This is a genomic window from Nocardioides panacisoli (assembly GCF_039537325.1).
GTDB lineage: Bacteria > Actinomycetota > Actinomycetes > Propionibacteriales > Nocardioidaceae > Nocardioides > Nocardioides panacisoli.
On the sequence record NZ_BAABAH010000015.1, the window covers coordinates 70,426 to 95,572 of the forward strand.

Sequence of the window (25,147 nt, forward strand, 5' to 3'; positions counted from 1 at the left end):
TCAGCCGTCTGCGAGCACCCTGATGCTCGGCAGCAGCGCGAGGGCGTTCACGACGACCGAGAAGACCAGCAGGCTGACCGCCCAGCCGCCGTGGCCGGCGTCGGCCAGCGCGAGGCACGCCAGGCCGAAGACGATCACCTTCGCGACCGGCCGGACCACCGCTCCGCCGTACGCCGCCTTGGGCGAGGCGAAGAAGAACCACGCCGCCATCGCCACGGCAGGCAGCGCCCAGACCAGCAGCCACCGCGGGTCGTTGTCCCAGCCCCAGACGCCGAACGCCGCCACCGCCAGCAGCTCGTCGACGAACACGAGCGCCAGGACCGTCCATCCGAAGATCGCCACGGCGCAGATCATGCCGTGGGCTGGTCCGCCTGGCGACGTCGTTCGTGAACACCACTACGTCGGCGAGTGGTTGGCTCCAGGTCGCCTGTATCGCGACTACCTCGCGCCACCCTCTCGGCGAAGGGATGCGACCGGCTACTCGGATTCGATCGTGACCATGGTGACGTTGCTGGCGATCTCCTCTCCTCGGGCGTCGAGGTAGGTGAAGCGGATGCGGTCCCCATCAACTCCCGCGGGGACTTCCCCGCCGAAGGCCTCGTTGCGTACGCGGAACGACTTGGTCCAGCCCGGCCCGGCTACTCGCACGCGCGCTACGTCGGCCGTCATGCCTCTGAAGTCGCCGTAGACAACTGCCGGGCCGTCGGCGGAGGTCTGCCAGTGGATTCCGCGGCGCAGGTCCGTCTGCTCCGAGCCGTAGCCCCAGCGTGCACATCCGACTCCGAAGTCTCCGGGCCTGGTGACGGTTCCGGTCATGTCTCGGATGACGCACTGGCCGTCGGTGGTGTCGGCGTACCAGACACGGGCCTGCTTGCCGTTGCTGAGCGGGACATCAGCGATCAGGCGCTCGTTGTAGATCGGGTCGGGCCAGCCGTCCTGCCCGCCACGAATCTGCTGGAAGCGATCGGCGACGATGTCGGGGACGAGGCCGGTCGCGTAGGCGGTGGCACCGCCGGTGACGATGACACCGCACAACCCGAAGGCGGCGGCCCTGTTCATCCACCGAGGCTTGGGTCGGCGCTCTGGCGAAGCCAGAACGGCGGTGAGCATCTGGCGGGAGCGCTCGTCGGTGAGGTGTTCGGCGCGGGGTCGGATCTCGTCGAGGACGTTCACTGTGCGCTCCTTGCGATCGGCAAAGCGGGGCCGGTTGACGTGGATTCGATGCGGGCTCGAGCCCGGTGGAGTCGCATCCTTAGGGTCCCGGGGCGGCATCCGAGCACCTGTGCTGCTTGCTCGGTCGTGAGGCCATCCCAGGCGACCAGAAGCAGTGCCTCCCGGTCGTGTTCGGGCATGGCGGCGAGGACCGCGAGCGCTTCTGCTCGCTCGGTTGCGGTGACGCTCGCGTCTGGTCCCGCGAAGGCCGACTCGTCCAGCAACGCCAGCCGTTGCTCCAAGCTGCCCCGGCGTCGGAGGGAGCGCTGATGGTTGCGGACGTGTCCGCGGGCCACCGAAATCAGCCAGGGAAGAGGTTCGGGCGGGACAACGTCCCAGGTCCGCCACGCGGTGAGGAAGGTAGAAGAACCGATGTCGCAGGCGACATCCCGGCCGACATGACGTTCCGCGTAGGCGACGATTCGTCGGATGTGGGTGTGCCAACACGCTTCGAACTGCGCGGTGTCCACGGGGGCTCCGTTCCTTGACCTCACACTATGAAACGTCCGGGAGGTCGACGTGTGTCACCGGCGGATCAGACTCGTTCGACGCCATCGATGATCGGCGAAAGCCACCCCTGGTTATCGGATGTGTGTTCGATTATCATCAATACATGCCCTCGGCGTACTCAGATCACACACCGCAGCAGCTCTTGGCTGCGGCGGAGTCCGAGATCGTCGTACGTCGGCGGAGCGAGCTGCGGACGATGCAGATCGTGCTCGCGTGGGCTGACACGTTTTCCGGCAATCCGCAGGACGACCCACGCTTCCGGCGCAAGGCGAGCAAGGGCGGTCCTCGGCTGGTCCGGCTCGGCGGTGACGGGACGCCCAAGGTGCAGGACCTCGCGCTGCTGGAGCTCGCTGTCGCGCGCTGCGAGAGCCTGTTCAGCACCCGTCGCGCGATCGCCGACGGGCTCGACCTCCGCCACCGGTTGCCGGAGCTCTGGCAGGCCGTCTCCGACCTCCGCGTCGAGATGTGGGTCGCGCGCAAGATCGCCATGATGTGTCGCAAGCTCGACGCCGACCAGGTCAAGCTCGTCGACGCCGCGCTCGCCGAAGCGGCGGATGAGCCTCCCACCGTGCTGCTCCAGATCGCGGAGGCCAAGATCATCGAGGCCGACCTCGAGGCCCACGAAGAGCGGGTCCGCAAGGCCAAGCAGCACAAGGGCGTGTGGATCCGCCACACCGAGCCCGGCGATGCCGTGGACGACGAGGCGGGTGAGCCGGGGACGGGCATGATCTTCGCCCGGCTCGACGAGGGCGACCTGAGTGCACTCGACGCCGTGGTCGAGGAGCTGGCGAACAAGCTGGCAGAGAACGCCGAGACCACCACCGATGCCGGCGGATGTGCGCTGGGCATCGACCACTTCCGAGCCGAGGCGCTGGCGATGCTCGCCGACCCCAAGGCGGTGCTCGACTTCTTCGCAGCCACTGACCCGCAACCGGAGGACGAGCCGCCTGCGCCGACCGCCGAGCGACCGATGCCCGACAAGGCCCGGATCTATGCCCACATCGACGCCGAGGTCCTGCTCGGCATGGTCAACGGAGTGGCGCGGGTCGAGGGACTCGGCCCGCGGCTCCTGTCCCAGCTCCGCGACCTGCTCAGCCATCACCAGGTGTTCCTGACCCCGGTCGTGGACCTCAACGCGGGACGGTCCACCAAGGCCTACGAGCACCCCACCAAGGTGAAGCTGCGCAGTGAGCTGCGCACGGGTGGTGAGGTCTTCCCGCATTCCTCGACCAGGATCAACCATGCCGGCCGCTCGCCGGACCACGACCATCCGACGCCGTTCGACGTGCACGGTCCGCCCGGCCAGACCGGCGATCACAACGACGCTCCGCTCACCCGCCAGGCTCATCGGGCGAAGACCCACCTCGGCTACTCGGTCCTGCAGCTCGGACCCGACAAGTGGCTTTGGGGCACGCCGCACGGCCTCTACCGCCTGGTGACCACCAAGGGCACCACGATGCTGGGCTCCCTCGAGGCCCAGTTCATCCGAGGCACCGCGATCGACGTGACCGGGTTCAACGCCGCCTGATCCCGCTCAGGAAGTTGCAATGGCGACCAACCCGGCGACGCCGAGGGCATAGAGGACCAGCACGACCAGGGAGTCGACACCCATCCGGGCCACCCGTCGCTCGGGTCGGAAAAGCAGCCCCGCCGCGTAGACCATGGTGAGCAGGATCGCCAGCGCGGTCAGGTAGATGTCGGTGTCGTGCGCCTGCGGCAGCACCGCCTGACCCGAGAGCAGGGTGGCGAGCAGGAAGAGGACCGGCAGGAACGCGTTGCCGCCGAAGATGTCGCTCACCGCCAGCTGGTAGTCCCCCTGCCGGACGGAGGTCAGGCCGGTGGACACCTCCGGAAGCGAGGTCGCGGCGGCCAGCACGGTGGCACCGAACAACACACCGGACAGGCCGACGTCCCCGGCGATCGCGTCGCCGCTGAGCTCCAGGAACACGCCTGCGACCAGGGTGAGGAGGGCCGCGGCGGCGAAGATCGCCGCGGACCTGGCGGTGCTCACTCCCCTGGCCGATGCGTCCTGCTCGGTCTTCTGCTGCGAATGACCCTTCGGTGGGACCTGGTTGTCCGGAGCCTCTCCGGACTCGTGCCACGGCAGCCCCTTCCCCGCTCGTTGCAGGAGCAGGAGGCCCGCGACCCAGAGGACCGCGATCAGGACCGGCGCGGGGGTCAGCCGCCACACGATGAGCCCGCCGGGGAGCTGGCTGCCGGCAACGACCACCCCGAGCATGGCGACCACGAGGGCGGCCTCGAGGACCAGCACCAACGACGCCGCCTGATGGGTGAGCGGCCGCTCCCCCCGCACCCCGAAGGCGTCGAGCACCACGAGGACCACCGTCTGGATGGCGATGCCGCCGAGGATGTTCCCCACCGCCACGCTGATGCTCCCGGACGTCGCCGCGCTGGCGACGATCGCGATCTCCGGCAGGTTCGTCGCGATCGCCAGCATGATCAACCCGCCGAGCGCAGCACCGAGGTGCAGCCGCGTGGACAGCACGTCGGTCTGGTCGGAGAGCTGGATCCCCGCAACCCAGATCGCCCCGGCAGCGGCCGCGAAGATGATCAGCAGGACAGGCAGCGACAGCTCCGACACGGGGACGCGGTACCCGATCCGGTGCCCGGCTATTACGGTCGACGGGTGACCGAGCCAGGCCAGGACCTCGTGGTGCCGCCCGGCCCGGGGCTGCCGTCCGGCGCCACCATCCCTGCGGCCGAGCTCACCGAGCGGTTCTCCCGGTCGCCCGGTCCGGGCGGCCAGTCGGTCAACACCACGGACTCGCGCGTCGAGCTGCTCTTCACCCCCGCGACCTCCTCGGCGTTCACGGACGACCAGCGCACCCGCCTCGTAAGCCGGCTGCCTGGCCTGGACTCCGCCGGACAGGTGTCGGTCGTCGCCTCCGAGCACCGGTCCCAGCACCGCAACCGCGTCGCGGCCCGCGAGCGCCTGGTGGCCCTCCTCCACGCCGCGCTGGCGCCGCCGCCACCGCCGCGGCGCCCGACCAAGCCCAGCCGGAGCTCCCAGCGTCGACGCGTCGAGGAGAAGAAGAAGGCGGGCCGCACCAAGGCCCTGCGGGGCCGCGTCCGCGACGAGTAGCCGCGCTGCTAGCGCAGGACGCCGAGCAGCCAGAGCATCGCGGGGCGGTACTCCGCCCAGGTCATCGCGTGCGACCGGCCGGGCAGGATGCTCACCACGAAGACCGATCCTGCTGTCATGCGCTTCGCGATCGAGGCGACGGGCGGGAAGTTCCGGACCGCTCCGTACAGCGGCACCGCCCCACCGTCGAGAGGCACAACGGTGTCGAGAGCGCCGTGCCACTGCGCGACCCGCACCTTTCCCCGGTCGCAGGCGCCGTCGTAGGTCGCCGAGAGCGCCGCCACGGCGGTGACAAGGTCAGGGCGCTCGCACGTCGCGCGGAGTGCGAGCATCCCGCCGTTGGAGACGCCGAGCGCACCCACGCGGGCACGGGCGATCGACCACGACGCAGCGAGGTCGTCGACGACCTCGGCCAGGTAGCCGACATCGTCCACGGGTGCGGTCGTGCAGCACACACCGGCGTCCCAACGCCGCGAGCCGTCCTTGCTGATGCCGTAGACGAGGATCGCGTCCGGGGCGATGGCGTGGAACGCCCCGAGCCAGTACGCGCTCGTGGCGGGGTCCTCGAGGCCGCCGGCGCCGTGGAGGAAGAAGATCACCGTTCGCGGCTTGGCAAGGACGTCGGCGCACTCCGCGCTGCCCACGGGCGAGCACGTGGGCACACGAGCGACGTAGGTGCGCCCGTCCGGCAACGAGATCGACGCTAGTTGGCAGCAGTCCGGTCGCACACCGGTCGTTGGTCCCACCCCGCACGGCCGGAAGCCCCGCGGCTCGCGAGAGCCCTCGCCTGTCAGGCCGCGGCTTGAGCCGCGGCCCGGGCGACGGCGCCGACCACCTCGAGGAACACCGGCTTCCAGCGCTCCCGGTCGAAGACGAGCGAGGCGTGGCCGCCGGGTGCCTCGCGGACGTAGCCGTTCGGGAGCAGCTCGGCCAGCTGGCGCTGGCGGGCGGTGGGGATCGCGTGGTCCCTGGCGGTGATGACCATCCCGGTAGGTACGGCGACCTCGCCGATCCACGGCGTCGCGTCGAAGCGGCCCAGCTCGGAGAGCACGTGCGGCAGCACCCACGGGCTGGTGCTGCGCAGCTCGGCCAGCGCCCAGGCCCCAAGGTGCGGGCTGTCCAGCGGCAGCTCGGGGAGGTCCTCGGCGTGCAGCCGCACCCGGTCGGGGACGCCGGACAGGAACAGCTTGTTGACGCCCGAGAGCACGGCGTAGAAGGCCCGCTCCCCCAGGTGGCCCTGCCAGCGTGCAGCCGTCGAGCAGAGCACCAGCCCGGCGACCCGCTCCGGGTGCCGGTGCCACAGCACCTGCGCGGTCGCCCCGCCCATCGAGTAGCCGACCACGACGGCGCGATCGATTCCGAGGGCGTCGAGGACGGCGGCTCCGTCGTCGGCGCAGTCGTCGAGCAGGAAGGTCTCCGACGGGATCCCGCGCCCGTGCCAGCGCTGGTCGTAGGTGATCACCCGGTAGTCCCGCGCCAGCTCGGCCATCACCGAGAACCAGGTGAGGCTGCCCGTGGTCGCGATCCCGTGCAGGAGCAGGATCACTGGCGCGTCGGGGCGGGGCCCCGGGAGGTCGACGACGTGGGTCTTCCCACGTCCGGGCAGGTCGACCACCGTCCCGGCGGGGACCGGCCCGACGTCCGGCATCGGCCGCCCGCGGCCGGCGAGCAGCGCGACCCCCCGGACCACGAGCGGCAGGGCCACGCGGCCGATCCTCCGGAACGTCATGCGGTCTCCTGGTGCTCGGCAGGCTCGTGCCCGCGGAGCTCGTCGAGGGCGGCGGGGAGGTAGGACGCCAGCACGTCGACGTCCGGCAGCAGGTCCGGGCAGGCCAGCAGCGAGAAGTTCATCCGGTCGACGTACGACCAGACGGTGACGTTGAGGCCGATGCCCTCGACGAGCGGGCCGACGCTGAAGATGTCGGAGAGGCGGGCCCCGCCGATGCTGATCCGCTGCCGCGGCCCCGGGACGTTCGAGACGATCGCGGAGAACGCGGAGGGATGGAAGCGCGTGAGGCGGTAGCGGCTCCACAGCTGCACTGCGAACGAGAACGGCGCCGGCGGGGCGAACTGGCTCCACTGGGTGAGCATGCTGCTGCCGAGGCGACGGTTCAGCTCCTTGGCGTGGGCCGTCGTCCGGGAGATCCGGTGCAGCCGCTCGACCGGATCCTCGACGTCGGTCGCGAGCGTGGTGAACAGGTTGGAGACCGCGTTGCCGGTCAGCCGCGGGCCGCCGTCGCCGGTGTCGAGGCCCACCGGCACACCGGCGGTCAACGATGCGGAGGGACGTTCGCCGTGCTCGGCCATCCAGCGGCGCAGCGCGCCGGAGACGACCCCGAGCACGACGTCGTTGAGGGTGACGTCCTGCTCCCGGCGCACCTGCTTGAGAGCCTCGAGCGGCAGCGTCACCGTCGCGAACGAGCGGCGCGGCGTCAGCGGCCCGTTGAAGGAGACCCGCGGCGCGTGCGCGACCGGGAGGGGTACGCCGGTCGTGGTGCTGCGCCGGTAGCGCAGCATCGAGGTGAGCCCGCTCGCGGTCGCGAGCAGCAACCGCGGCAGCAGCCCGACTTGCAGGATCGCGTCGCGGAGCGCCTCGACGACGAGCCGGGCGCGGGACGGCAGCGCGGTCGTGCCGGCGGGGTCCTCCCAGCGGCCGGCCGAGCCGTCGGCCGGGCGGAGGTCGGTCAGGTTGCCGAGCATCGCGTTGGCCGCGTTGCCGTCCGCGAGCGAGTGGTGGATCTTGCCGACGATCACCACCCGGCCGTCCGCGAGTCCCTCGAGAATGTGGATCTGCCACAGCGGGACGTCGCGGTCCAGCGGCGTACCGGCAATCCGTCCGATCTCGACCTCGGCGTCACGGAAGGTCGCGTCCCCACCGAGGTCGTGACGGAAGAAGTGCCGCGCTGGATCGATCCGCCGCTGGGTGACCACCACGGGGTGGTTGAGCCGGAACGGCACCGGCACCACCCGCCGCCGCAGCGCCGGCATCTGGCGCAGCCGCGCGACCGTGCCGGCGACCAGGTTGTCGAAGGTCATGTCCGGGTTGGGCTCGACCACCGCGATCTTGAGCGTGTGCATGTGCACGGACGGCGTCTCGAGGTAGAGGAAGCTCGCGTCGCCGCCGCTCATCCGGGGGGCCTCGGTACGGCGCGTCATCGCGAGCTCCCCGCAGCCGGGAGCTCGCGCGCGACCACCTTGCCCGCGGCGTTGCGCGGCAGCTCCTCGAGGAACACCACGTCCCGCGGGACCTTGTAGCCGGCGAGCTGGTCGCGTACCCGGGTGCGCACGGCGTCCACGCCGAGGTCCGCGCCGGGCGCTCGGACGACGTACGCAGCGAGGCGCTGTCCGTAGGCGTCGTCCGGTACGCCGACCACGGCGACCTCACGGACCTCCGGCATCTCGCCGATGGTGCGCTCGACCTCGATCGGGTACACGTTCTCGCCGCCGGACACGATCATGTCGTCGTCACGACCGACGACGTAGAGCCGGCCGTCCTCGTCGAAGCGGCCGACGTCGCCGGAGACCATGTGCTCGCCGACGAAGTCCTTGCTGCCGCCGTGCGTGTAGCCGTCGAACGGCGAGGCCCCTCGGACGGCGATCCGGCCGACCTCGCCGGTGGGCACCGGCCGGCCGTCGTCGTCGAGCAGGACGACGTCGGTGCCCGTCACCGGGCGCCCGGCCGTGTCCGGCGCGGCCCGCAGGTCGGCGGGCCGGGCGACGCTGATCTGACCGGCCTCGGTGGCGTTGTAGCTGTTGTGGACCACGTCGCCGAACCGGTCCATGAACGCGAGGACGGCGTCGCCGCGCATCCGCGAGCCGCTCGCGGTGACGAACCGGAGGCTGCGCAGCGGGTAGCGGGCGAGCACCTCCTCGGGCAGGTCCACGATCCGCTCGAGCATGACCGGCACGACGGCCAGCCCGGTCGCGCGGTGCTCGTCGACCAGGCGCAGCGTCGTCTCGGGGTCGAACCGGCGGCGCATCACGATCGTGCAGGTCATCGTCGCCGCGACCACCGCCTGGCCGAAGCCCCAGGCGTGGAAGATCGGCGCGGCGACGACCACGGTCTCCTCGGCGCGCCACGGGATCCGCTCGAGCATCGCGGCGAGCTCGGGGGTCCCGCCGCCGCTGCGCCGCGCGCCCTTGGGCGTACCGGTCGTCCCGGAGGTCAGCAGCACCACACGGCCCGGTCCGGTCGGCGGAGGCGGCTCCTGGCCGCGGTACTGGGCGATCAGCCCGTCGACGGTCGTCGTGCCGGGGACGCCGGTGTCCGTCCACGCCACGACCTCGCGCAGGCCCGGGACCCGCGCCCGCACGTCGTCGAGCAGGCCGGCGAACTCCTCGTCGTAGAGCACCAGGTCGGCGCCCTCGCGCTCCATCACCTCGGCGAGCTGCGGGCCGGAGAAGCCGGTGTTCAGCAGCAGGGTCGGTACGCCGAGCCGGGCGCTCGCGATCAGCGCCTGGATGAGGCCGCGGTGGTTCCGGGCGAGCACCGCGACCGAGGTGATCGGCGGGCCGGGCAGGTCGGCGAGGCCGACGGCGAGTGCCGCCGAGGTCTGCTGCAGCCCCGCCCAGGTGATCGAGCCACGCTCGTCGACGATCGCCGTGCCGTCCGGTCGGCGTACCGCAGCCAGGGCGAAGCCCGTGGTGGCGCTGGTGCCGTAGCGCCGCACCACGCGGGCCATGCCGACGTACTTGTCCGGGCGCAGCAGGGTGAGCATCCCGCTCGACACCAGCTGGCGGAACGCCCAGAGCTGCAGGCGGAGGCTGGTCAGCCAGCTCATCCGAGCACCGGGATCTTCCGCTTGCGCGCCAGGTCGTCGAGCGCGGCCTGCATCCGGGCCCGGACCAGAGCGTCGGCCTCGGCGACCTCCATGCCGGCCGGGTCGATCGGGTCGAGCACCTGGGTCACGATCTTGGTGGGGAGCGGCAGGTTCGGCACGCCCGCGGCCGTCAGTCCGAACGGGAAGCCGATGGTGAGCGGGAGGAGGTCGCTGCGCATCAGCTTGCGCAGCGGCGAGAGCCGGCCCAGGAACTGCCCGCGGGTCAGGTGGAACTGCGCCTCCTGCCCCCCGATGCTGACCACCGGCACGATCGGCACGCCCGCCTCGAGCGCCGTGCTGACGTAGCCGGTGCGGCCGTTGAAGTCGATGACGTTCGCCTTGAGGGTCGGCCGGAAGGTGTCGTAGTCGCCGCCCGGGAACACGATCGTCACCGCCCCGGACCGCAGGACCTCGAGCGCCTTGCCGCGGTGAGCCGGCACGAACCCGAACTTGCGGAAGAACGGCCCGGCGACGCCGGTGAAGAGCATGTCGTGGGCGAGGCAGTAGAGCGGCCGGTCCGCACCGAAGGTGTCGGCGAACGCGACCGCGATGATCGGCACGTCCATCGCCATCAGCCCGCCGGAGTGGTTGCCGACGATCAGCGCGCCGCCTTCGGGCACCCGCTCCATGCCCCGCACCTCGGAGCGGAAGTACCCCTTCATCGCGAGCTTGAGGAAGGGCAGCACCGTCGCGATGTAGCCGGGGTCGCGGTCCTCGAGCGCACTCATGAGGCCACCCCCGGGATCAGGCCCTTCCAGCTGAACGGCCGCCAGTGCGCGGGGTCCTGCGCCAGCCGGTCGACCACGGTCGCGAGCACCAGCGGGTTGGCGACCATGCCGACGTGCGAGCTGAGCACCTCGACGTTCTCGGCCGGCGCCGGGTCGGTCGCGTCGTCGACGCGGCAGCCCTTCCACGGCACGATCCCGTCGGTCCTCGACCAGATCGCCGTCGTCGGCACCGGTACCGGGCCGCGCGCGGTCTCGACGATCTCGCGGGCGCGCTCGGAGATGCCGTGCCGCTCGCGGGACCGCTCGAACATCGCCGTCGCCCGCGTGCGCTCGCCCTCGGCGCGCCAGGGCGATCCGAGGCACACGATCTGGCGTACGCCGTCCGCGTGCTCGTGCGCCAGCCAGCGGGCCAGCAGCCCGCCGAAGCTCCAGCCGACGATGCTGACCGGCTCGTCGTACTGCGCCGCGACAGCGGTGAACCGGTCCTCGACACCGTCGACCAGGCGGTCGGTGAGGCCGTGGTTGCGGCCGAGCTTCCACCCGTGGACCCGGAAGCCGTGCCGCCGCAGGTGACCGCGGAGCCGGCCCGTCATCGCGTCGTTCGCGGAGAACCCCGGCAGCACCAGGACCGGCCGGCCGCCTCCGACGTCGCGCGCAGGCGTGACCAGGTCGAGGGTGCGCGAGGCGGCGTACTCGCCGATCCAGCGCGGCAGCTCGAGGTAGAGCAGTGCTCGCGCTGGCGCGCCCACCGGCGACGGGCCGGCCTGGCCCTCTCGTTCGGCCTCGAAGTCGTACACGGGAACTCCCTAGAACACGTTCTACTTTTCACCGAGTATGCGCGGCCCGCGCCCGGGATGCCAGCGCTCGAGCGCGGATGTAACCGCAATCACGGGCTCGGTCACCGAGGCGTAACCGGCGGTCAACCTGTGCGCGACGTCGGTCGCAGACAGTGGAGCCATGGACCAGAACCCCGACGACATCGACCGGCGCCTCGAGCGCCGCGCCGCGCTCCGCACCCGCCACGCGCAGGGCCTCACCCGACTGATGGAGGAGCGCGCCGACCTCCGCGGCGTGCACGCCCTCGCCGACTTCGTCGACGACGCCGTGCGCTGGACGGCCTGAACCGCGCAACTACACTCCGGCCCGTGATCTTCAAGCGGGTCGGCGACGGGCGCCCCTACCCCGAGCACGGCCTCACGGCGAAGGCGTGGGCCGCGGTCCCGCCGCGCCAGGTGCGCCTCGACGAGCTGGTCACGACCAAGGACACCCTGCAGCTCGCGGCGCTGCTCGACGAGGACTCGACGTTCTTCGGCGACCTGTTCGCCCACGTGGTGCTGTGGCGGGGCGAGTACTACCTCGAGGACGGGCTGCACCGCGCGTTGCGCGCCGCCCTGCAGCAGCGCAACGTGCTGCACGCCCGGGTCGTGCGCATCGACGGCTGATCCCGGGCATGGCTTAGGCTCGGCGGCGCCATGGACATGACCCGCAGCGCCCGCTCCGCCGCCACGCTCCTCGTGCTCGCCGTGATCTTCGTGGCTGGGCTCGCCTGGGCGTGGGGGAAGGTCACCGAGCCGTTCCCGGACAAGGCCTCCGACCCCGCGTGCAACGACACCCTGTTCGCGGCCGGCGACAAGATCGTCCCCGGCGACGTGCTCGTGAGCGTGCTCAACGCCGGCGACCGGTCGGGCCTGGCGAGCGACACGATGAGCCACCTGGTGCGGATGGGCTTCGGCAAGGGCGAGATCGGCGACACCGACCGCATCCGCGTCCCGGCCCAGGTCTGGGCGCCCGACCCGAACGCGCCGGCGGCCCGGCTGGTCGCGTCCTACCTCGGCAAGCGGGTTCCCATCGTCGACCAGGACAGCTCCAAGCCCGGGATCACGGTCGTCGTCAACGACGACTTCACCGGTGTCCTCAAGGGCGCGGCGGACGAGGCCGTCGACGACGACACCTACGTCTGCTCCCCCAGCCACTGAGCGAGGCGGCCGCCCGCGCTGACCCGGCGCAGCCGCTCCTCGGTCGCCTCGCGGAGCTTGCGCGGGGTGACGACGAGCAGGTCGTCCCCGGTGCGCAGCACGGTCCGCTGCTCCGGGACGATGGCCTGGCCCTCGCGGACGACCATCGACACCGAGGCGCCCTGGGGCAGCCGGAGCTCACCCACCTCGACGCCGTGCAGCCGCGACCGCGGGCTGATCGTCACCTGCAGCAGGTCCGCGCCGAGCCGCTCCAGCGGCGCGATCTCCATGTCGATCCCGCGCGGCTCCGACCGGCGGGCGACCCGGAGCCACTTCGCCACCAGCGGCAGCGTCGGACCGGTCAGCACGGTGTCGATCACGACCAGGACGAACACGATGTCGAAGAGCCGGGTCGCGTCGGGGACGTCCTCGGCCAGCGGGATCGTCGCGAGCACGATCGGCACCGCACCGCGCAGGCCGGCCCACGACACGAACGCCAGCTCCTGCCACGGGAGCCGCTGCACCAGGGCGCTGACCGCGACGGAGACCGGTCGCGCGATCGCCGTCAGGACGACCGCGGCGACCAGGGCCGAGGCCACGGTGCCCCAGCCGATCCGACCCGGTGACAGCAGCAGGCCGAGCATGACGAACAGCCCGATCTGCGCCATCCACGCCAGGCCCTCCGCGAACGACCGGCTCGTCGCACGGTGCGGCAGGTCGCTGTTGCCGAGCACGAGCGCGGCGATGTAGACCGCCGCGAACCCGCTCGCGTGCAGCGCGGCGGCGCCGCCGTACCCGAGCAGCGCGAGCGCGAGCACAGCGATCGGGTAGAGGCCGGAGGCCGGCAGCGCGGCACGCCGCATCACCCAGGCGCCGGCGAATCCGACGGCGAGCCCCACCAGCACGCCCGCGACCAGCTCGTAGGCCACGATGCCCCCGGTGGCGAGGACGCCGTGGTCGGCGGCCGCGCCGGAGGACACCAGCGTCACCAGGACGACGGTCGGTGCGTCGTTGAGCCCCGACTCGGCCTCCAGCGTGCCGGTGATCCGCTTCGGCAGCGGCACCACGCGCAGCACCGAGAAGACGGCCGCCGCATCGGTCGGCGAGGTGACCGCTCCGAGCAGCACCGCCGCCGACCACGGCAGCCCGAGCAGCAGGTGGCCGGCGACCGCGACGATCCCGACCGACAGTGCGACGCCGATCGTCGCGAGCGACAGGCCGAGCCGGACCGACTGGCGCATCTCGCGCCAGCTCGTGGTGAGACCACCCTCGGCCAGGATGATCGCCAGCGCCCCGAAGCCGATCGCGTGGGCCACCTCGGCGTCGTCGAACTGGATGCCGATCACGGACTCGCCGAGGAGCACGCCGATCAGCAGGTAGATCAACAGGCTGGGGAGCCCCACGCGCGAGGAGAGCCGCACCGCGAGCACCGCGAGCAGCGTGACGGCGGACCCCACCAGCACGAACGTGTCGAGCTGGTGGACGTCGAAGCTCACAGTCACCTCGGCTGGTCGTCGGGGCGCGGGTCCGCAGTCTATCGGCCCGCCCGACTAGAACGTGTTCTAGCATTGGCTCGTGAGCACACCACCCGGCCTGACCATCCCGGAGACGATCCCGGCGACCGAGGTGCCCGACGACGCGCCGTCCTACGACGTCGTCGTGGTCGGCTTCGGCATCGCCGGTGGCTGCGCAGCGCTCGAGGCCGCGCGGTCGCTCGGCGACGGGGGCCGGGTGCTCCTGCTCGAGCGTGCCGCGGTCCACGGCGGTACGTCGTCGATGTCCGGCGGGCACTTCTACCTCGGCGGCGGAACCGCCGTGCAGCGCGCCACCGGCCACGAGGACACGGCCGAGGCGATGGCGGCCTACCTGATGGCGAGCACCAAGGATCCCGACGAGAGGAAGATCCGCGCCTACTGCGAGGCGTCGGTCGAGCACTTCGACTGGCTGGAGGCGCTGGGCTTCGAGTTCGAGCGGTCCTACTTCCCCGGCAAGGCCGTGATCCAGCCCGGTACCGAGGGGCTGATGTTCACCGGCAACGAGAAGGTCTTCCCCTACCGGGACCAGGTGGCACCGGCTCCCCGCGGCCACAAGGTGCCGGTGCCCGGTGACACCGAGGGCACGCGGATCGTCATGGACCTGCTCCGCGAGCGGGTCGAGGAGGCCGGCGTCGAGGTCCGCTTCGAGACCGGCGCCGCACAGCTCGTCGTCGACGGCGACGGCGACGTGGTCGGCGTCGGCTGGAAGTCGTTCGACGAGACCGGCGTCGTCCGCGCCGGCGCCGTCGTGCTCGCCGCCGGCGGCTTCGTGATGAATCCCGACATGGTCGCGAGGTACACCCCCGCGCTCGGCTCCAAGCTCTTCACGCTCGGGTCGACGTACGACGACGGGCTCGGCATCCGGCTCGGCGAGTCGGCCGGCGCGGCCCTCGAGCACATGGAGGAGCCGTTCATCACGGCGCCGTTCTACCCCCCGTCCTCACGCGTGAAGGGGCTGATCGTCAACAAGCACGGCGAGCGGTTCGTCGCCGAGGACAGCTACCACGCGCGGACCTCCTACTACGTGCTGAAGCAGCCCGACTCGGTCGCGTACCTCATCGTCGACAGCGAGCACCTCGGCGAGGACCACATGCCGCTGGTCCCGCTGAAGGACGGCTACGAGACCGTCGAGGAGATGGCCGAGGGACTGGGGATCCCGGTCGCGACCCTGCGGGCGACGATCGACCGCTACAACGAGCACGCCGCCCGCGGCGAGGACCCCGACTTCCACAAGCACCCGGACTGGCTCGAGCCGCAGGACCAGGGACCGTGGGCCGTCCTCGACCTCTCCCTCGGCGTCGCGCTCTACGCCGGGTTCACGATCGGCGGCATCCGTACCTCCGTCGACGGCGAGGCGCTGCGCGGCGACGGCTCGGTCGTGCGCGGACTGTACGCCGTCGGCGCGTGCGCCTCGAACATCGCCCAGGACGGTGCGGGCTACTGCTCCGGCACCCAGCTGGGCGAGGGCTCCTACTTCGGCAGGCGGGCTGGAGCCCACGCGGCGAAGGTGGCGTCGGGCGCGACAATGTCGAGGTGAACCGCTTCGCCGCCGCCCAGCGCGCCAACGTCCCACCGTTCCACGTGATGGACCTGCTCGCGCTCTCGGCCGAGCGGCAGCGGACGCACGGGGACGTGGTCAACCTGCTCGCGGGCCAGCCCAGCAGCGGCGCTCCCGGGCCGGTCAACGCGGAGGCGATCCGGCTGCTCGGCTCCGGCGACCCGCTCGGGTACACGCCGGCAACCGGCATCGTGGAGCTCCGTGCGGCCATCGCCGACCACCACCGCCGCGCGCACGGCGTGGACGTATCGGCCGAGGACGTGGTCGTCACCACCGGCTCCAGCGGCGGGTTCCTGCTGGCGTTCCTCGCGGCGTTCGAGGTCGGGGACAAGGTCGCGATCGGACGGCCCGGCTATCCCTGCTACCGCAACGTCCTGGCCGCGCTCGGCTGCGAGGTGGTCGAGATCCCCACCGGGCCGGCCAACCGGTTCCAGCCGACCGTCGACGAGGTCGCGGCCGCGCACGAGGCGGCCGGACCGGGCGGCCTCAAGGGCCTCATCGTGGCGAGCCCCGCGAACCCGACCGGCACCATGCTGCTGCCCTCCGAGCTGGCGGGGCTGGCCAGGTTCTGCGAGGACACCGGCGTGCAGCTGATCTCCGACGAGATCTACCACGGCATCGAGTACGGCGACCCGCGCATGGCTCGCAGCGCCTGGGAGACCAGCCGCGAGGCGATCGTGTTCGGGTCGTTCTCCAAGTACTTCTCGATGACCGGCTGGCGGCTCGGCTGGATGCTCGCACCGAAGCGGCTGGTGCGCGCGGTCGACGTACTGACGGGGAACTTCAGCATCTGCCCGCCCGTCCTGGCACAGCGCGCGGCGCTCGCGGCGTTCGACGACGCGGCGTACGCCGAGCTCGACGGCCACGTGCAGCGCTATGCCCACAACCGCGCGATCCTGCTCGACGGGCTGACCGAGCTCGGCATCACCGGGCTGGCGCCGGCCGACGGCGCGTTCTACGCGTACGCCGACGTGGGCCACCTGACCGACGACTCGATGGCCTTCGCCCGCGACCTGCTCGCCGCGACCGGCGTGGCCGTCGCGAGCGGCATCGACTTCGACACCGTCGACGGCCGGCGCTACCTGCGGTTCAGCTTCGCCGGCACCGCCGCCGAGATCGAGGAGGCCCTCGCGCGACTGGGTAAGTATCTGTAGCCCGGACGTTTAGCGCCCCGCTCCCAGGGAACCCGACCTGATGACCTGTCGGATCGGGCCGAGGAGGGCATCGAGCGTGTACGGCGACAGCGACGTCATCCGGAAGCGGGTGGACCAGCTCCGCGACCAGGCCGCCGACGTGCGCGCGCTGGCGGACCAGCTGGTGGCCCGCACCGAGGCGCTCGGCTGGACCGGACGGGCCGCCGACGCGATGCAGGTCCGGGTCGCCGATCGAGCGACGCACCTGTGGGGTGCCGCCGACCGGCACGACCGCGGCGCGGACGCCCTCGACCGCCATGCGGCTGCCGTGGACGAGGCCAAGGAGCAGATCTCCGAGGCCGAGCGCCGCGCCGCGTCCGCCGGTGCCGAGGCCCGGGACGGCTTCGTGCCGCCGGCGCCGGGGCACAAGGACTGGCTGTCCGCCGAGCTGCCGGGTCGCTGAGGAGACACGTGCCGACCATCGACCTGACCCCCGCCCCGCCGGTGGTGACGAGCGCCCTGGACGCCGCGCCGCGCCGGATCGGCCTGACCCTCTCCGAGCTGGGCGTGGTCGCCGAGCTCGCCGGCGGAGCACCGCTGCCGTTCGAGGTCGCAGCCCCGGCCGAGTCGGGCGGCCTCGAGAGCCGGTTGGGACAGTCCCGCACCACCACCGCGGACCAGGCCTACCGCGCCGTCGTCGACGGCCTGCCCAACCCGGTCGCCGCGCTCTACCGCCGGGGCCTGGTGTCCGACGGCGTCCTCGACGCGAACATCGCGGGCGCCGTGGGACTGCTGGCCACGCCACGGCTGGCGCTCGACATCGACATCGCGTTCGGGGACGTGCAGGCCAAGGCGTGGTACCGCCAGGCCGACGGCGCCGTCGCCTCGCTCGCGACCGTCGACGGCATCGTCTTCGAGCTCGCCTGGTTCGGGACCGAGGCCTGGCCCGCCGAGCTCGCCCGGGTCGCCGCGATCTCCGAGGAGCTCACGCTCGACGACTCGGCCGTCCCGGCGTACGTCGACCTGCCCTTCGAGCTCGCCGACGCCGGCGCCGAGGCGATCCGCACGAACCGCAACGACCTGCTGCCGGTCCTCGCCGGCCGCCACTCCGGCGACGTGCGCGGTGCCGACGGCCGCGCGCTCCCCGACGACGAGGTCACCCGGGTCATCACCGCCCTCAGCACCGAGGCCCGCGGCCGGCTGCGCGCGATGGTCGCCGACGTGCCCGTGGAGCGGGTGCCGGCCGCGGTCGGCGTCGTCTCGTGGACGCTGCTCGCCGACGGCTGGCACGCGCTGCGACCGCACCGGGCCCGGAGCGGGCTGCGCGTCGAGGTCTCGCGGGCAGAGCCGTCGGCACTGGCCGTCGTGCTCGCCCCGCTGCTGGCGGAGGTGCAGGCATGACCGACCAGGCGACGCTGGAGGAGATGCTGCGGCTCGCCGAACTGTTCGACGACGCCGGGGCGCAGATGCGTGCCTGGGCCAAGCTAGGCGGCGACGTGCTGGCCGACCCGGCCGTCAACGAGTCGGCGCCGCTCAGCCCGCAGACCTGGGGCGAGGCCGAGGAGGAGATCCGTGCCGCGATCTCGGGGCGGCACGGACTCCTCAGCCGGTCGATCGAGCTCGACGCGGACGCACTCGTCCTGCGGGCGACGGTGCTGACCTACCGGTGGATCGAGGAGCTGCGCGCCGCGGCGTACGAGACCCTCGGCAGCATCGCCGGCAAGGCGATCGGCTACCTCGCGCCGCAGGTGGAGCTGGGCGGCGCGATCGTGTCCGCGGGCCTGATCGAGACCGACGCGCTCGACCGGGACGGCGTCGCCGCCTACCTCGCGGAGCTGGCCGAGTCGAACCCCGACCTCCTCGACCACGTCACCACCGGCGGCGGCCTGGTCGACAGCCTGCAGATGCGGGCGCTGCTCACCGCCGGCGTGCTCTCCGGCGACTCCGGTCGCCAGGCCCGCGCGGGCGGGCTGCGAGCGGCGGGCGTGCCCGCGGTCGAGACGTCGTTCGGCGCGGCGCTGAGGGACACCGCGGTCGCGACCGACGACGGCTCCGAGGACGAGGAGCTCCCGGTGGCGCTGACCGAGGACGGCGCCCCCGAGGGCCTCGGCGCACTGATGGCCGGACTCGCCGCCACCACCGACCCGCTCCGGGTGCAGCGGCTGGCCGACGGCCGCCACATCGTCTACCTCACGTGTCCCGCCGGCGTGCCCGCGCCCGGGCAGCTGCGCCTCGTGTCCGGCGACCTCTCGACGTACGTCGACGACATCGCCACGGTACTCGCCGGACTCGGCGCCGGCACCCACGTGATGGTCGTCGGCGCCGGAGTCGGCGGCGCGGCTGCCGTCGCGCTGACCGGGCGCGACCTCGGCGGCGTCGTCGTCGACCAGGTCGTCACCGTGAGCTCGCCGGCGGCCCAGGTCCCGCGCGTGCCCGCCGAGGTGCGGGTCCTGTCCCTCGAGGACCGCTCGGACCCGGTCGCGCTGTTCGGCTCGCTCGTCAACGCCGGCTCCGCCAACCGGGTGACCGTGGTCTTCGACGCGGCGGCGCTGGGCGCCGACGGCGTCGGGCCGTACGTCGCCGGCGGTCGCGCGGCCGACCGGTCCGAGCATCCCGACCTGCGGGCCGAGCTCGACCGGATCAGGGAGCTCGGCTACCTCGCGAGCTAGAGCGCGAGGTCGTGCACGAAGTCGCTGAGCTGGGTGAGGTTGCGACACTCGACCATCGGGACCACCTGCCCGTAGGTCGGCGCGGCGGAGTCACCGGTGCCCCAGTTGCGCTCGTGCTCGGGGTTCAGCCAGAAGGACCGGCGCACCGACCCGGCCAGCCGCTTCAGCACGTCCTCGGACAGGTCGGTGTAGTTGGACCGGGCGTCGCCGAGGATCAGCAGCGTGGTGCGGGGGCCGAGGGCGTCGGCGAACGACTCCTCGAACTTCGTGAACGCGCGGCCGTAGTCGGTGCGGCCCCACAGCGCCGCGTGGCTGGTCGCGGCGGCCAGGTCGGTGAGCACGTCGACCGGGTCGGCGCCCGGGCGGAAGTGCCCGGTCACCTCGTGCACGTGGTCGATGAAGGTGAACGCGCGCATGCTCTGGAACACCTCGCGCAGCGCGAACATGAACAGCAGCGTGAACGAGGCGAAGTTGGCGACCGACCCGCTCACGTCGCAGAGCACGACAAGGTCGCTGCGGTGCGCGCGCTTCGGCCGGTGGTAGGTCGACAGCGGCACGCCGCCGGTCGCGACGGACGCACGGACCGTCCGCCGGAAGTCGAGCGGCCCGCGCCGCTTCGCGTGGTGCTCCTTGGTGAGCCGGGTCGCGAGCCGCCGGGCGAGCGGGTAGATCTCGCGCCGCATCTCGTCGAGGTCGGAGCGGCGCGCAGCCATGAACGCGAGGCGGTCGATGCTCGGCCGCACGGTCACGTCCGCGACGTGGTCGGGTCCCTTCTCCTCGGCGATCCGGCGACGGGCGTCGTTCTCGACCATCCCGGTGAACGCGCCGACCCGGCGGTCGACGGTCCGCCGTACGTCGGCGGCGTCGAGGTCGCCCTCGGCGAGCAGGCCGCTGACGACCTTGTCGACCAGGTCCTGCGGTGCCACCCGCTGGAGAGCGGTGTACGCCGACCACGACGACATGCCCGGCCCGCGGCCGGGCATCGCCCCGAACCGGGCGACCATCTCCGCGGCCATCCGCCGCAGCTGCTGCTCGTCGCCGGCCTCGAGTGCCTCGGTGAGCTGCTGGCGGAACGCCTCCAGCGCAGCGGCGTTGTCACGCGAGGTCGCGGGAGCTTCGTCGGCCTCGTCGGAGCGGCCCTCGACGCCCTCGCCGACCATCGCCGGGTAGTAGACGTCGAAGAGCGTGTCGAACGTCGTGCGCTGCGCCTGCTTCTTCACCATCGTCGCCGCCAGCACCGCGCGGACCTGGTCGCGATCGCCCCAGCCGACGGTGCCGAGCGCCGCCACGGCGTCGAGGTCCTCGGCGAGCGAGACGGACAGCCCGGCGCCGCGCAGCGCCTCGACGAAGCCGAGGTGCCGGTCGAGCAGGCCGGAGCTCATCGGGTCAGCTCTTCGCGAGCTTGAGCTCGCGGACCGCGCGCTCGTGGTCGGAGGCGTGCTTGAGCACGACGCCCAGGGTGTCGGCGACCGCCTTCTCGTCGAGGTCGCGGATCTCGAGCGCGAGCAGGGTGCGGGCCCAGTCGACCGACTCGGCGATCGACGGCGCCTTCTTCAGCTCGAGGTCACGCAGCCGGCCGACGGTCGCCACCAGCTGCTCGGCGATCCGGTCGTCGAGGTCGGGGACCTGCGACAGCAGGATCTCCCGCTCCCGCGCCGCGTCCGGGTAGTCCAGGTGCAGGTAGAGGCAACGCCGCTTGACGGCCTCGGACAGCTCGCGGCTGGCGTTGGAGGTGAGCACGACGTAGGGGCGACGTACGGCGGCCACCGTCCCGAGCTCGGGGATCGTGACCTGGAAGTCGGAGAGGACCTCCAGCAGCAGGCCCTCGACCTCCACGTCGGTCTTGTCGACCTCGTCGATGAGCAGCACGGTCGGCTCGTCGCGCCGGATCGCGGTGAGCAGCGGCCGGGTGAGCAGGAACTCCTCGGTGAAGATCTCGTCGTGGGTCCGGGTCCAGTCGAGGTCGTCGGCGTTGGTGGCCTGGATGCGGAGCAGCTGCTTCTTGTAGTTCCACTCATAGAGCGCCCGCGCCTCGTCGAGGCCCTCGTAGCACTGCAGCCGGACCAGGTCGGCGCCCGTCGCCCGGGACACGGCCTTGGCCAGCTCGGTCTTCCCGACACCCGCGGGGCCCTCGAGCAGCAGCGGCTTCTCCAGCGCACCGGCGAGGAACGCGGTGGTCGCCGTCGCGGCGTCGGCGAGGTAGCCGGCGGCCTGCAGCCGGGTGGCGACGTCGGCCGGGGACTCGAACCAGGTCATGGGCACATCGTCACACGTCCGCCTCGTGACCAGATCCCGCGCGTCTCGTTGACGAGATCGAAGGACGGTGCTCGGCACAGCCAAGGGGGTGACTGGATGACCGTCGCAGTTCCGGAGCGGTCTCGCGTGGAGACCACGGTGATGTCCCTCCGCAGCGCGCTGACCGCCGGCGGTCTCACCCTGCTGGTCGGGCTCGGCGCCATGAGCGTCCTCGGCCAGCCGCAGGCGACGCCTCCGACCGAGCACCTCGGCCTCTCCTCCCACGGCCTGGACCGGATGCTGGAGCGGCAGCACTGCTCGACGACCGGCTTCGGCTCCGGGGTGATCCCGGCCAAGGCGATCGTCCGGCACCCGAGCGGCACCACCGAGCTGGTGTCCTTCGACGCCGGCTGGCAGGTCTTCAACGGCGAGAAGCCGGGCGAGCTGGTCGCGGTCTGCCTGGGCCGCTCCCGCCAGCCGCGCTGAGCCTCACGGCTCGAGGGCGCGCCACACCTGGTCGCCGCGGTCGTGGTCGCCCAGGCCGCGGGTGACGTACGCCGCCGCGTACCCGGGCGTGCCGTCCGACCCGACCGAGACCCAGCCGCTGCAGCCGCCGGCACCGCCCATGCCGATCTCGGAGCGGCCGCCGGGCAGGTCGTCGCGCTGGAAGGCCAGGGTCCAGGTGACCTCGCGGCCGATCACGCCGTCGACCCCGGTCCGCTGCGGGCGGAGCAGCTCGGCGTGCAGGTCGGGGCCGAGCAGCTCGGCGACCGGCCCGTCGGCCGGGACCAGGTCGGCGTACAACCGCGCCAGGCCGCGCGCCGAGGCGTGCAGCGAGATCGCCGCGAACGAGGTACGCCGCCAGCGCTCGGAGTTCAGCACGACGGGGTCGAGCAGCCCGGGCGGCCGGCCGAGCGCCGGCCCCCAGCGAGGGTCCTGCAGGTAGTGCTGCGGCCAGGTCGGGTCGACCGGGACGACGTCGGCGACCCGGTGCAGCTGGTCGGCGGGCACGGACAGGTGCAGATCCCAGCCGTTCGCGGCAGCGATCCGGGCGAACCGCTCGTCGACGGGCTCGCCGGCCGTGCGCCGCAGCAGCTCGTCGCACAGGTGGCCGTAGGTGAGCGCGTGCTCGGCGACCCGGGTCCCCGGCTCGTGGACCGGCGCGGCGCCGGCGAGCAGCTCGACGAGGGCCTCGCGGTCGTCGTACTCCAGCGCGGCCGCGGCCTCCGGGTACAACGGCAGACCGGCCTGGTGGCTGAGGAGGTGGCGGACCGTGGTCGCGCCCTTCCCGTTCGCGGCGTACGCCGGCCATGCCTCCGCCACCGGCTGGTCCAGCCCGAGCGCGCCCTCCGCCACGGCCGACAGCACCGCGAGCGCGGCCATCGGCTTTCCGCACGAGTAGGTCATCACCAGGGTGTCAGAGGTCCAGGGGGTGCCGTCGCCGCGGTCGCCGACCATGGTCTCCTCGGCCACGTCGTCGCGGATCACGCAGACCGCCCCACCGGGCTCGCGGCCCTCCCGGTGCAGCCGCTCCAGCATCAGACCCGAGCCTGCTCGATCGGTCGGGTCGGGTCGACGACGACGCCGAGCTCGCGCGCCTGGCCGTCGATCTGGTACCAGATCCACCGGCTCAGGAGCCCGGTCAGGGTCCGGGCGCTCGGCGTGCGGTCGGGGCGTCGTACCCACTGGTTGACCGCGCCCCGCACCTGCCCGATCAGGCCGACGACGAGCAGGTCGAGCATGGCGATGAGGGTGTCGTCGAGGTCGTTGTCGAGCAGCGCGGCACCCGCCTGCAGCAGCTCCGAGAGCTCCTTGCCGAGCACGTCGATGGCCCGCTCGAGCTCGCCGGGTTCCCCGTCGCCCAGCTCCCGCTCGGCCATGTCGTGCAGCTGCGGGTGCTCGGCGACCCAGTCGACGTAGGAGCCGACGATGCCGCGGATGATCTCGTCGGCGCTGCCGGTGAGCTCGAAGTTCACCTCGAGCACGCCGCGGATCATCTCGACCACGCGCAGCTGCACGGCGCGCTGGAGGTCGGCCCGGCTGTTGAACAGCCGGTAGACCACGGTGCGGGCGAGACCGGCTCGCTCGGCGATCTGCTGGACATGGATCTCGGCGCCCGGCGGCTGCTCCTCGAGCAGCTCGACGGCCGCCGCCAGCACCTGCTCGCGACGCTCGGCGTTGTGGCTCTCCCAGCGCAGGCTCCGCCCGTCGATGCCCGGCACGCGGGGCCGGGGGACGTGCGGGACGTGCGGCATGGCCGAATGCTAGTGCGCGGGCACTCGCAGCAGTCCCGCGTCGAGGTCGTCGAGCAGCCGGTCGACGGTCTCCTTCGAGCACGTCTTGTTCGTGCCGAGGTAGCCGGTGGCGCCGCGCTTGATCCAGCCGGCGACGTAGACGCCGGGCTCGACCCGGCCGCCGTCGTTGGGAACCAGCGCCCGCCGCTCGTCGAACGGCAGCCCCGGCACCGGCTGCGCGCGGTAGCCGATGGCGCGCAGGACCAGACCGGCGTCGATCCGCTCGGTCTCCCCCGTCAGCACGGCACGACCGTCGAGGACCTCGGTGCGCTCGACCTCGAGACCGTCCGCGACGTCGTCCCCCAGCACCCGGACCGGCGCGCGGTTGAACCGCAGCACGATCCGCCGCCGCCCGGGGACGGGCGTGCGCCGCGCGATGTCGGCGAGGATCCCGGTCTTGGCGTCGGTCACGGCGACCTCGCCCTCGACCACGACGTCGACGTCGTCGAGCCCGGCCAGGCCGACCAGCTCCGGCAGCGTGAAGGCGGCCTCGGCCGGACCGCGCCGGCCGAGGACCACGACCTCGCGGATGCCACTGCCCCGCAGCCCGAGGAGCGCCCGCCGGGAGATGTCGGTCTCCGCCAGCCGGTCGGGCTCTGCGGTGAGGATCCGCGCGACGTCGAGGGCGACGTTGCCGTTGCCGATGACCACGGCGCGCTCGGTGTCGAGCGGGTAGTCGCGCTCGGCGGCGTCGGGATGACCGTTGTACCAGGCGACCAGCTCGGTCGCGGAGACGCTGCCGGGCAGCTCCTCGCCGGGTACGCCGAGCCGGCGGTCGGTCGCGGCGCCGACGGCGTACACGACGGCGTGGTAGCCCACGCGCAGCTCGTCGAGGCTCACGTCCGAGCCGACCTCGACGTCGAGTCGGTAGCGGAACCCTGGCTCCCGCTCGATCTTCTCGAACAGCTCGATCACCTGGCGGGTGCGCGGGTGGTCGGGGGCGACGCCGAACCGCGCCAGGCCGTACGGCGTCGGGAGCCGGTCGAAGACGTCGACCTCGACACCGGGCAGCTTGAGCAGCTCGTCGGCGGCGTACATGCCGGCCGGGCCGGCGCCGACGACCGCGACCCGCAGCCCGAGGGTGTCGGACTCGCGGTGCGGGGGCACGAGTGCGAGCGGTGTGCGGTCGGCGTGCGGGTGCTCGCGGTAGTAGGCCGCGTTGAGCTCGATGAACGGAAGCTGCTTGTCGGTCAGCTTGGTGTCCGGAAGGAGCGCGTCCACCGGGCAGGCCGTCGCGCAGGCGCCGCAGTCGACGCAGGTGACCGGGTCGACGTACAGCATCTCGGCGGTGGCGAAGCCGGGCTCGCCGGGAGCCGGGTGGATGGCGTTGACGGGACAGGCGACGACACAGGCCCCGTCACTGCAGCAGGACTGCGTGACGACGTAGGGCATGAC

The 25,147-nt window shown here is 72.5% G+C and carries 27 protein-coding genes; 11 read left to right on the forward strand and 16 right to left on the reverse strand.

All coding sequences use genetic code 11. From position 1 onward, the window contains the following. The 3 genes from ABD709_RS17585 to ABD709_RS17595 all read right to left on the reverse strand — a co-directional run bounded on the left by ABD709_RS17585 (nt 1) and on the right by ABD709_RS17595 (nt 1,682). Nucleotides 1–342: a YrdB family protein gene (locus ABD709_RS17585; protein WP_344777819.1), complete on the reverse strand. Its 342-nt coding sequence runs from the start codon at nt 340–342 to the stop codon at nt 1–3. 135 nt (nt 343–477) lie between these two features. After that, complete coding sequence (locus ABD709_RS17590; protein WP_344777821.1) at nt 478–1,173, reverse strand: hypothetical protein; 696 nt, start codon at nt 1,171–1,173, stop codon at nt 478–480. Further along, nucleotides 1,170–1,682, reverse strand: a complete 513-nt coding sequence (locus ABD709_RS17595) for an RNA polymerase sigma factor (RefSeq protein ID WP_344777823.1) — start codon at nt 1,680–1,682, stop codon at nt 1,170–1,172. The genes ABD709_RS17590 and ABD709_RS17595 overlap by 4 nt, the downstream gene beginning before the upstream one ends. A 143-nt stretch (nt 1,683–1,825) precedes the next feature. Between ABD709_RS17595 and ABD709_RS17600 the strand changes: the two genes are divergently transcribed. After that, nucleotides 1,826–3,250 carry a hypothetical protein gene (locus tag ABD709_RS17600; protein WP_344777825.1) on the forward strand — a complete coding sequence of 475 codons (1,425 nt, stop codon included), beginning with the start codon at nt 1,826–1,828 and terminating at the stop codon, nt 3,248–3,250. Nucleotides 3,251–3,256: 6 nt separating this feature from the next. Here the strand turns inward: ABD709_RS17600 and ABD709_RS17605 are convergent, their stop codons facing one another. Then, nucleotides 3,257–4,324 carry a sodium:calcium antiporter gene (locus ABD709_RS17605; protein WP_344777827.1) on the reverse strand — a complete coding sequence of 356 codons (1,068 nt, stop codon included), beginning with the start codon at nt 4,322–4,324 and terminating at the stop codon, nt 3,257–3,259. A 45-nt stretch (nt 4,325–4,369) separates the two neighbouring features. On the opposite strand from ABD709_RS17605, the gene arfB reads away from it, so the two are divergent. Continuing rightward, nucleotides 4,370–4,825: an alternative ribosome rescue aminoacyl-tRNA hydrolase ArfB gene (gene arfB / locus ABD709_RS17610; RefSeq protein WP_344777829.1), complete on the forward strand. Its 456-nt coding sequence runs from the start codon at nt 4,370–4,372 to the stop codon at nt 4,823–4,825. An 8-nt stretch (nt 4,826–4,833) separates the two neighbouring features. Here the strand turns inward: arfB and ABD709_RS17615 are convergent, their stop codons facing one another. The 6 genes from ABD709_RS17615 to ABD709_RS17640 form a co-directional block, all read right to left on the reverse strand. Continuing rightward, nucleotides 4,834–5,469, reverse strand: coding sequence for a CE1 family esterase (locus tag ABD709_RS17615; RefSeq protein ID WP_344777831.1), 636 nt, complete (start codon nt 5,467–5,469; stop codon nt 4,834–4,836). Between the two features lie 146 nt (nt 5,470–5,615). Next, a complete protein-coding gene (locus tag ABD709_RS17620; protein WP_344777833.1) occupies nt 5,616–6,554 on the reverse strand; it encodes an alpha/beta fold hydrolase in 939 nt (312 codons plus the stop codon). Further along, entirely contained in the window at nt 6,551–7,981 is a 1,431-nt protein-coding gene (locus tag ABD709_RS17625) for a wax ester/triacylglycerol synthase family O-acyltransferase (RefSeq protein WP_344777835.1), read from the reverse strand. The genes ABD709_RS17620 and ABD709_RS17625 overlap by 4 nt, the downstream gene beginning before the upstream one ends. Further along, a complete protein-coding gene (locus ABD709_RS17630) occupies nt 7,978–9,606 on the reverse strand; it encodes an AMP-binding protein (protein ID WP_344777838.1) in 1,629 nt (542 codons plus the stop codon). The genes ABD709_RS17625 and ABD709_RS17630 overlap by 4 nt, the downstream gene beginning before the upstream one ends. Continuing rightward, entirely contained in the window at nt 9,603–10,373 is a 771-nt protein-coding gene (locus ABD709_RS17635; protein WP_344777840.1) for a lysophospholipid acyltransferase family protein, read from the reverse strand. Before ABD709_RS17635 ends, ABD709_RS17630 begins: the two co-directional genes overlap by 4 nt. Continuing rightward, nucleotides 10,370–11,170, reverse strand: coding sequence for an esterase/lipase family protein (locus tag ABD709_RS17640; protein WP_344777842.1), 801 nt, complete (start codon nt 11,168–11,170; stop codon nt 10,370–10,372). Before ABD709_RS17640 ends, ABD709_RS17635 begins: the two co-directional genes overlap by 4 nt. 160 nt (nt 11,171–11,330) lie before the next feature. Between ABD709_RS17640 and ABD709_RS17645 the strand changes: the two genes are divergently transcribed. The 3 genes from ABD709_RS17645 to ABD709_RS17655 are packed head-to-tail and all read left to right on the forward strand — an operon-like array spanning nt 11,331 to nt 12,349. Next, nucleotides 11,331–11,495, forward strand: coding sequence for a hypothetical protein (locus tag ABD709_RS17645; protein ID WP_344777844.1), 165 nt, complete (start codon nt 11,331–11,333; stop codon nt 11,493–11,495). 23 nt (nt 11,496–11,518) lie between these two features. Then, on the forward strand, nt 11,519–11,815 hold the full coding sequence (locus tag ABD709_RS17650; RefSeq protein WP_344777846.1) for a type II toxin-antitoxin system VapB family antitoxin: 297 nt from the start codon (nt 11,519–11,521) through the stop codon (nt 11,813–11,815). A gap of 30 nt (nt 11,816–11,845) precedes the next feature. Continuing rightward, a complete protein-coding gene (locus tag ABD709_RS17655) occupies nt 11,846–12,349 on the forward strand; it encodes a LytR C-terminal domain-containing protein (protein ID WP_344777848.1) in 504 nt (167 codons plus the stop codon). Here the strand turns inward: ABD709_RS17655 and ABD709_RS17660 are convergent. Beyond that, entirely contained in the window at nt 12,325–13,830 is a 1,506-nt protein-coding gene (locus ABD709_RS17660) for a potassium/proton antiporter (protein WP_344777850.1), read from the reverse strand. The two genes, ABD709_RS17655 and ABD709_RS17660, sit on opposite strands and share 25 nt — an antisense overlap. Nucleotides 13,831–13,903: 73 nt before the next feature. On the opposite strand from ABD709_RS17660, the gene ABD709_RS17665 reads away from it, so the two are divergent. From ABD709_RS17665 to ABD709_RS17685, 5 genes are all read left to right on the forward strand, one after another. Beyond that, complete coding sequence (locus tag ABD709_RS17665; protein ID WP_344777852.1) at nt 13,904–15,400, forward strand: FAD-binding protein; 1,497 nt, start codon at nt 13,904–13,906, stop codon at nt 15,398–15,400. Further along, nucleotides 15,397–16,575 (forward strand): pyridoxal phosphate-dependent aminotransferase, encoded by a 1,179-nt coding sequence (locus ABD709_RS17670; protein WP_344777854.1) that lies wholly within the window; start codon nt 15,397–15,399, stop codon nt 16,573–16,575. The genes ABD709_RS17665 and ABD709_RS17670 overlap by 4 nt, the downstream gene beginning before the upstream one ends. Nucleotides 16,576–16,651: 76 nt before the next feature. After that, nucleotides 16,652–17,017 (forward strand): putative T7SS-secreted protein, encoded by a 366-nt coding sequence (locus tag ABD709_RS17675; protein WP_344777856.1) that lies wholly within the window; start codon nt 16,652–16,654, stop codon nt 17,015–17,017. An 8-nt stretch (nt 17,018–17,025) separates the two neighbouring features. After that, nucleotides 17,026–17,955: a hypothetical protein gene (locus ABD709_RS17680; protein WP_344777858.1), complete on the forward strand. Its 930-nt coding sequence runs from the start codon at nt 17,026–17,028 to the stop codon at nt 17,953–17,955. Then, nucleotides 17,952–19,223 carry a hypothetical protein gene (locus ABD709_RS17685; RefSeq protein WP_344777860.1) on the forward strand — a complete coding sequence of 424 codons (1,272 nt, stop codon included), beginning with the start codon at nt 17,952–17,954 and terminating at the stop codon, nt 19,221–19,223. Before ABD709_RS17680 ends, ABD709_RS17685 begins: the two co-directional genes overlap by 4 nt. On the opposite strand, the gene ABD709_RS17690 is transcribed toward ABD709_RS17685, so the two are convergent. Next, nucleotides 19,220–20,605, reverse strand: a complete 1,386-nt coding sequence (locus ABD709_RS17690; protein ID WP_344777862.1) for a vWA domain-containing protein — start codon at nt 20,603–20,605, stop codon at nt 19,220–19,222. The genes ABD709_RS17685 and ABD709_RS17690 overlap by 4 nt on opposite strands. Nucleotides 20,606–20,609: 4 nt before the next feature. Next, nucleotides 20,610–21,479 (reverse strand): AAA family ATPase, encoded by an 870-nt coding sequence (locus ABD709_RS17695; protein WP_425575162.1) that lies wholly within the window; start codon nt 21,477–21,479, stop codon nt 20,610–20,612. A 96-nt stretch (nt 21,480–21,575) separates the two neighbouring features. On the opposite strand from ABD709_RS17695, the gene ABD709_RS17700 reads away from it, so the two are divergent. Next, the gene (locus ABD709_RS17700; protein WP_344777866.1) at nt 21,576–21,944 is read left to right on the forward strand and encodes a hypothetical protein; all 369 of its coding nucleotides are present in this window, start codon (nt 21,576–21,578) and stop codon (nt 21,942–21,944) included. 3 nt (nt 21,945–21,947) lie between these two features. Here the strand turns inward: ABD709_RS17700 and ABD709_RS17705 are convergent, their stop codons facing one another. Genes ABD709_RS17705 through ABD709_RS17715 form a run of 3 tightly spaced genes read right to left on the reverse strand, consistent with a single transcriptional unit; the run spans nt 21,948 to nt 25,144 of the window. After that, nucleotides 21,948–22,997 carry a serine hydrolase domain-containing protein gene (locus tag ABD709_RS17705; protein WP_344777868.1) on the reverse strand — a complete coding sequence of 350 codons (1,050 nt, stop codon included), beginning with the start codon at nt 22,995–22,997 and terminating at the stop codon, nt 21,948–21,950. Further along, a complete protein-coding gene (locus ABD709_RS17710; RefSeq protein WP_344777870.1) occupies nt 22,997–23,713 on the reverse strand; it encodes a TetR/AcrR family transcriptional regulator in 717 nt (238 codons plus the stop codon). Before ABD709_RS17710 ends, ABD709_RS17705 begins: the two co-directional genes overlap by 1 nt. 9 nt (nt 23,714–23,722) lie before the next feature. After that, the gene (locus tag ABD709_RS17715) at nt 23,723–25,144 is read right to left on the reverse strand and encodes an FAD-dependent oxidoreductase (protein ID WP_344777872.1); all 1,422 of its coding nucleotides are present in this window, start codon (nt 25,142–25,144) and stop codon (nt 23,723–23,725) included. Nucleotides 25,145–25,147: the final 3 nt, after the last annotated feature.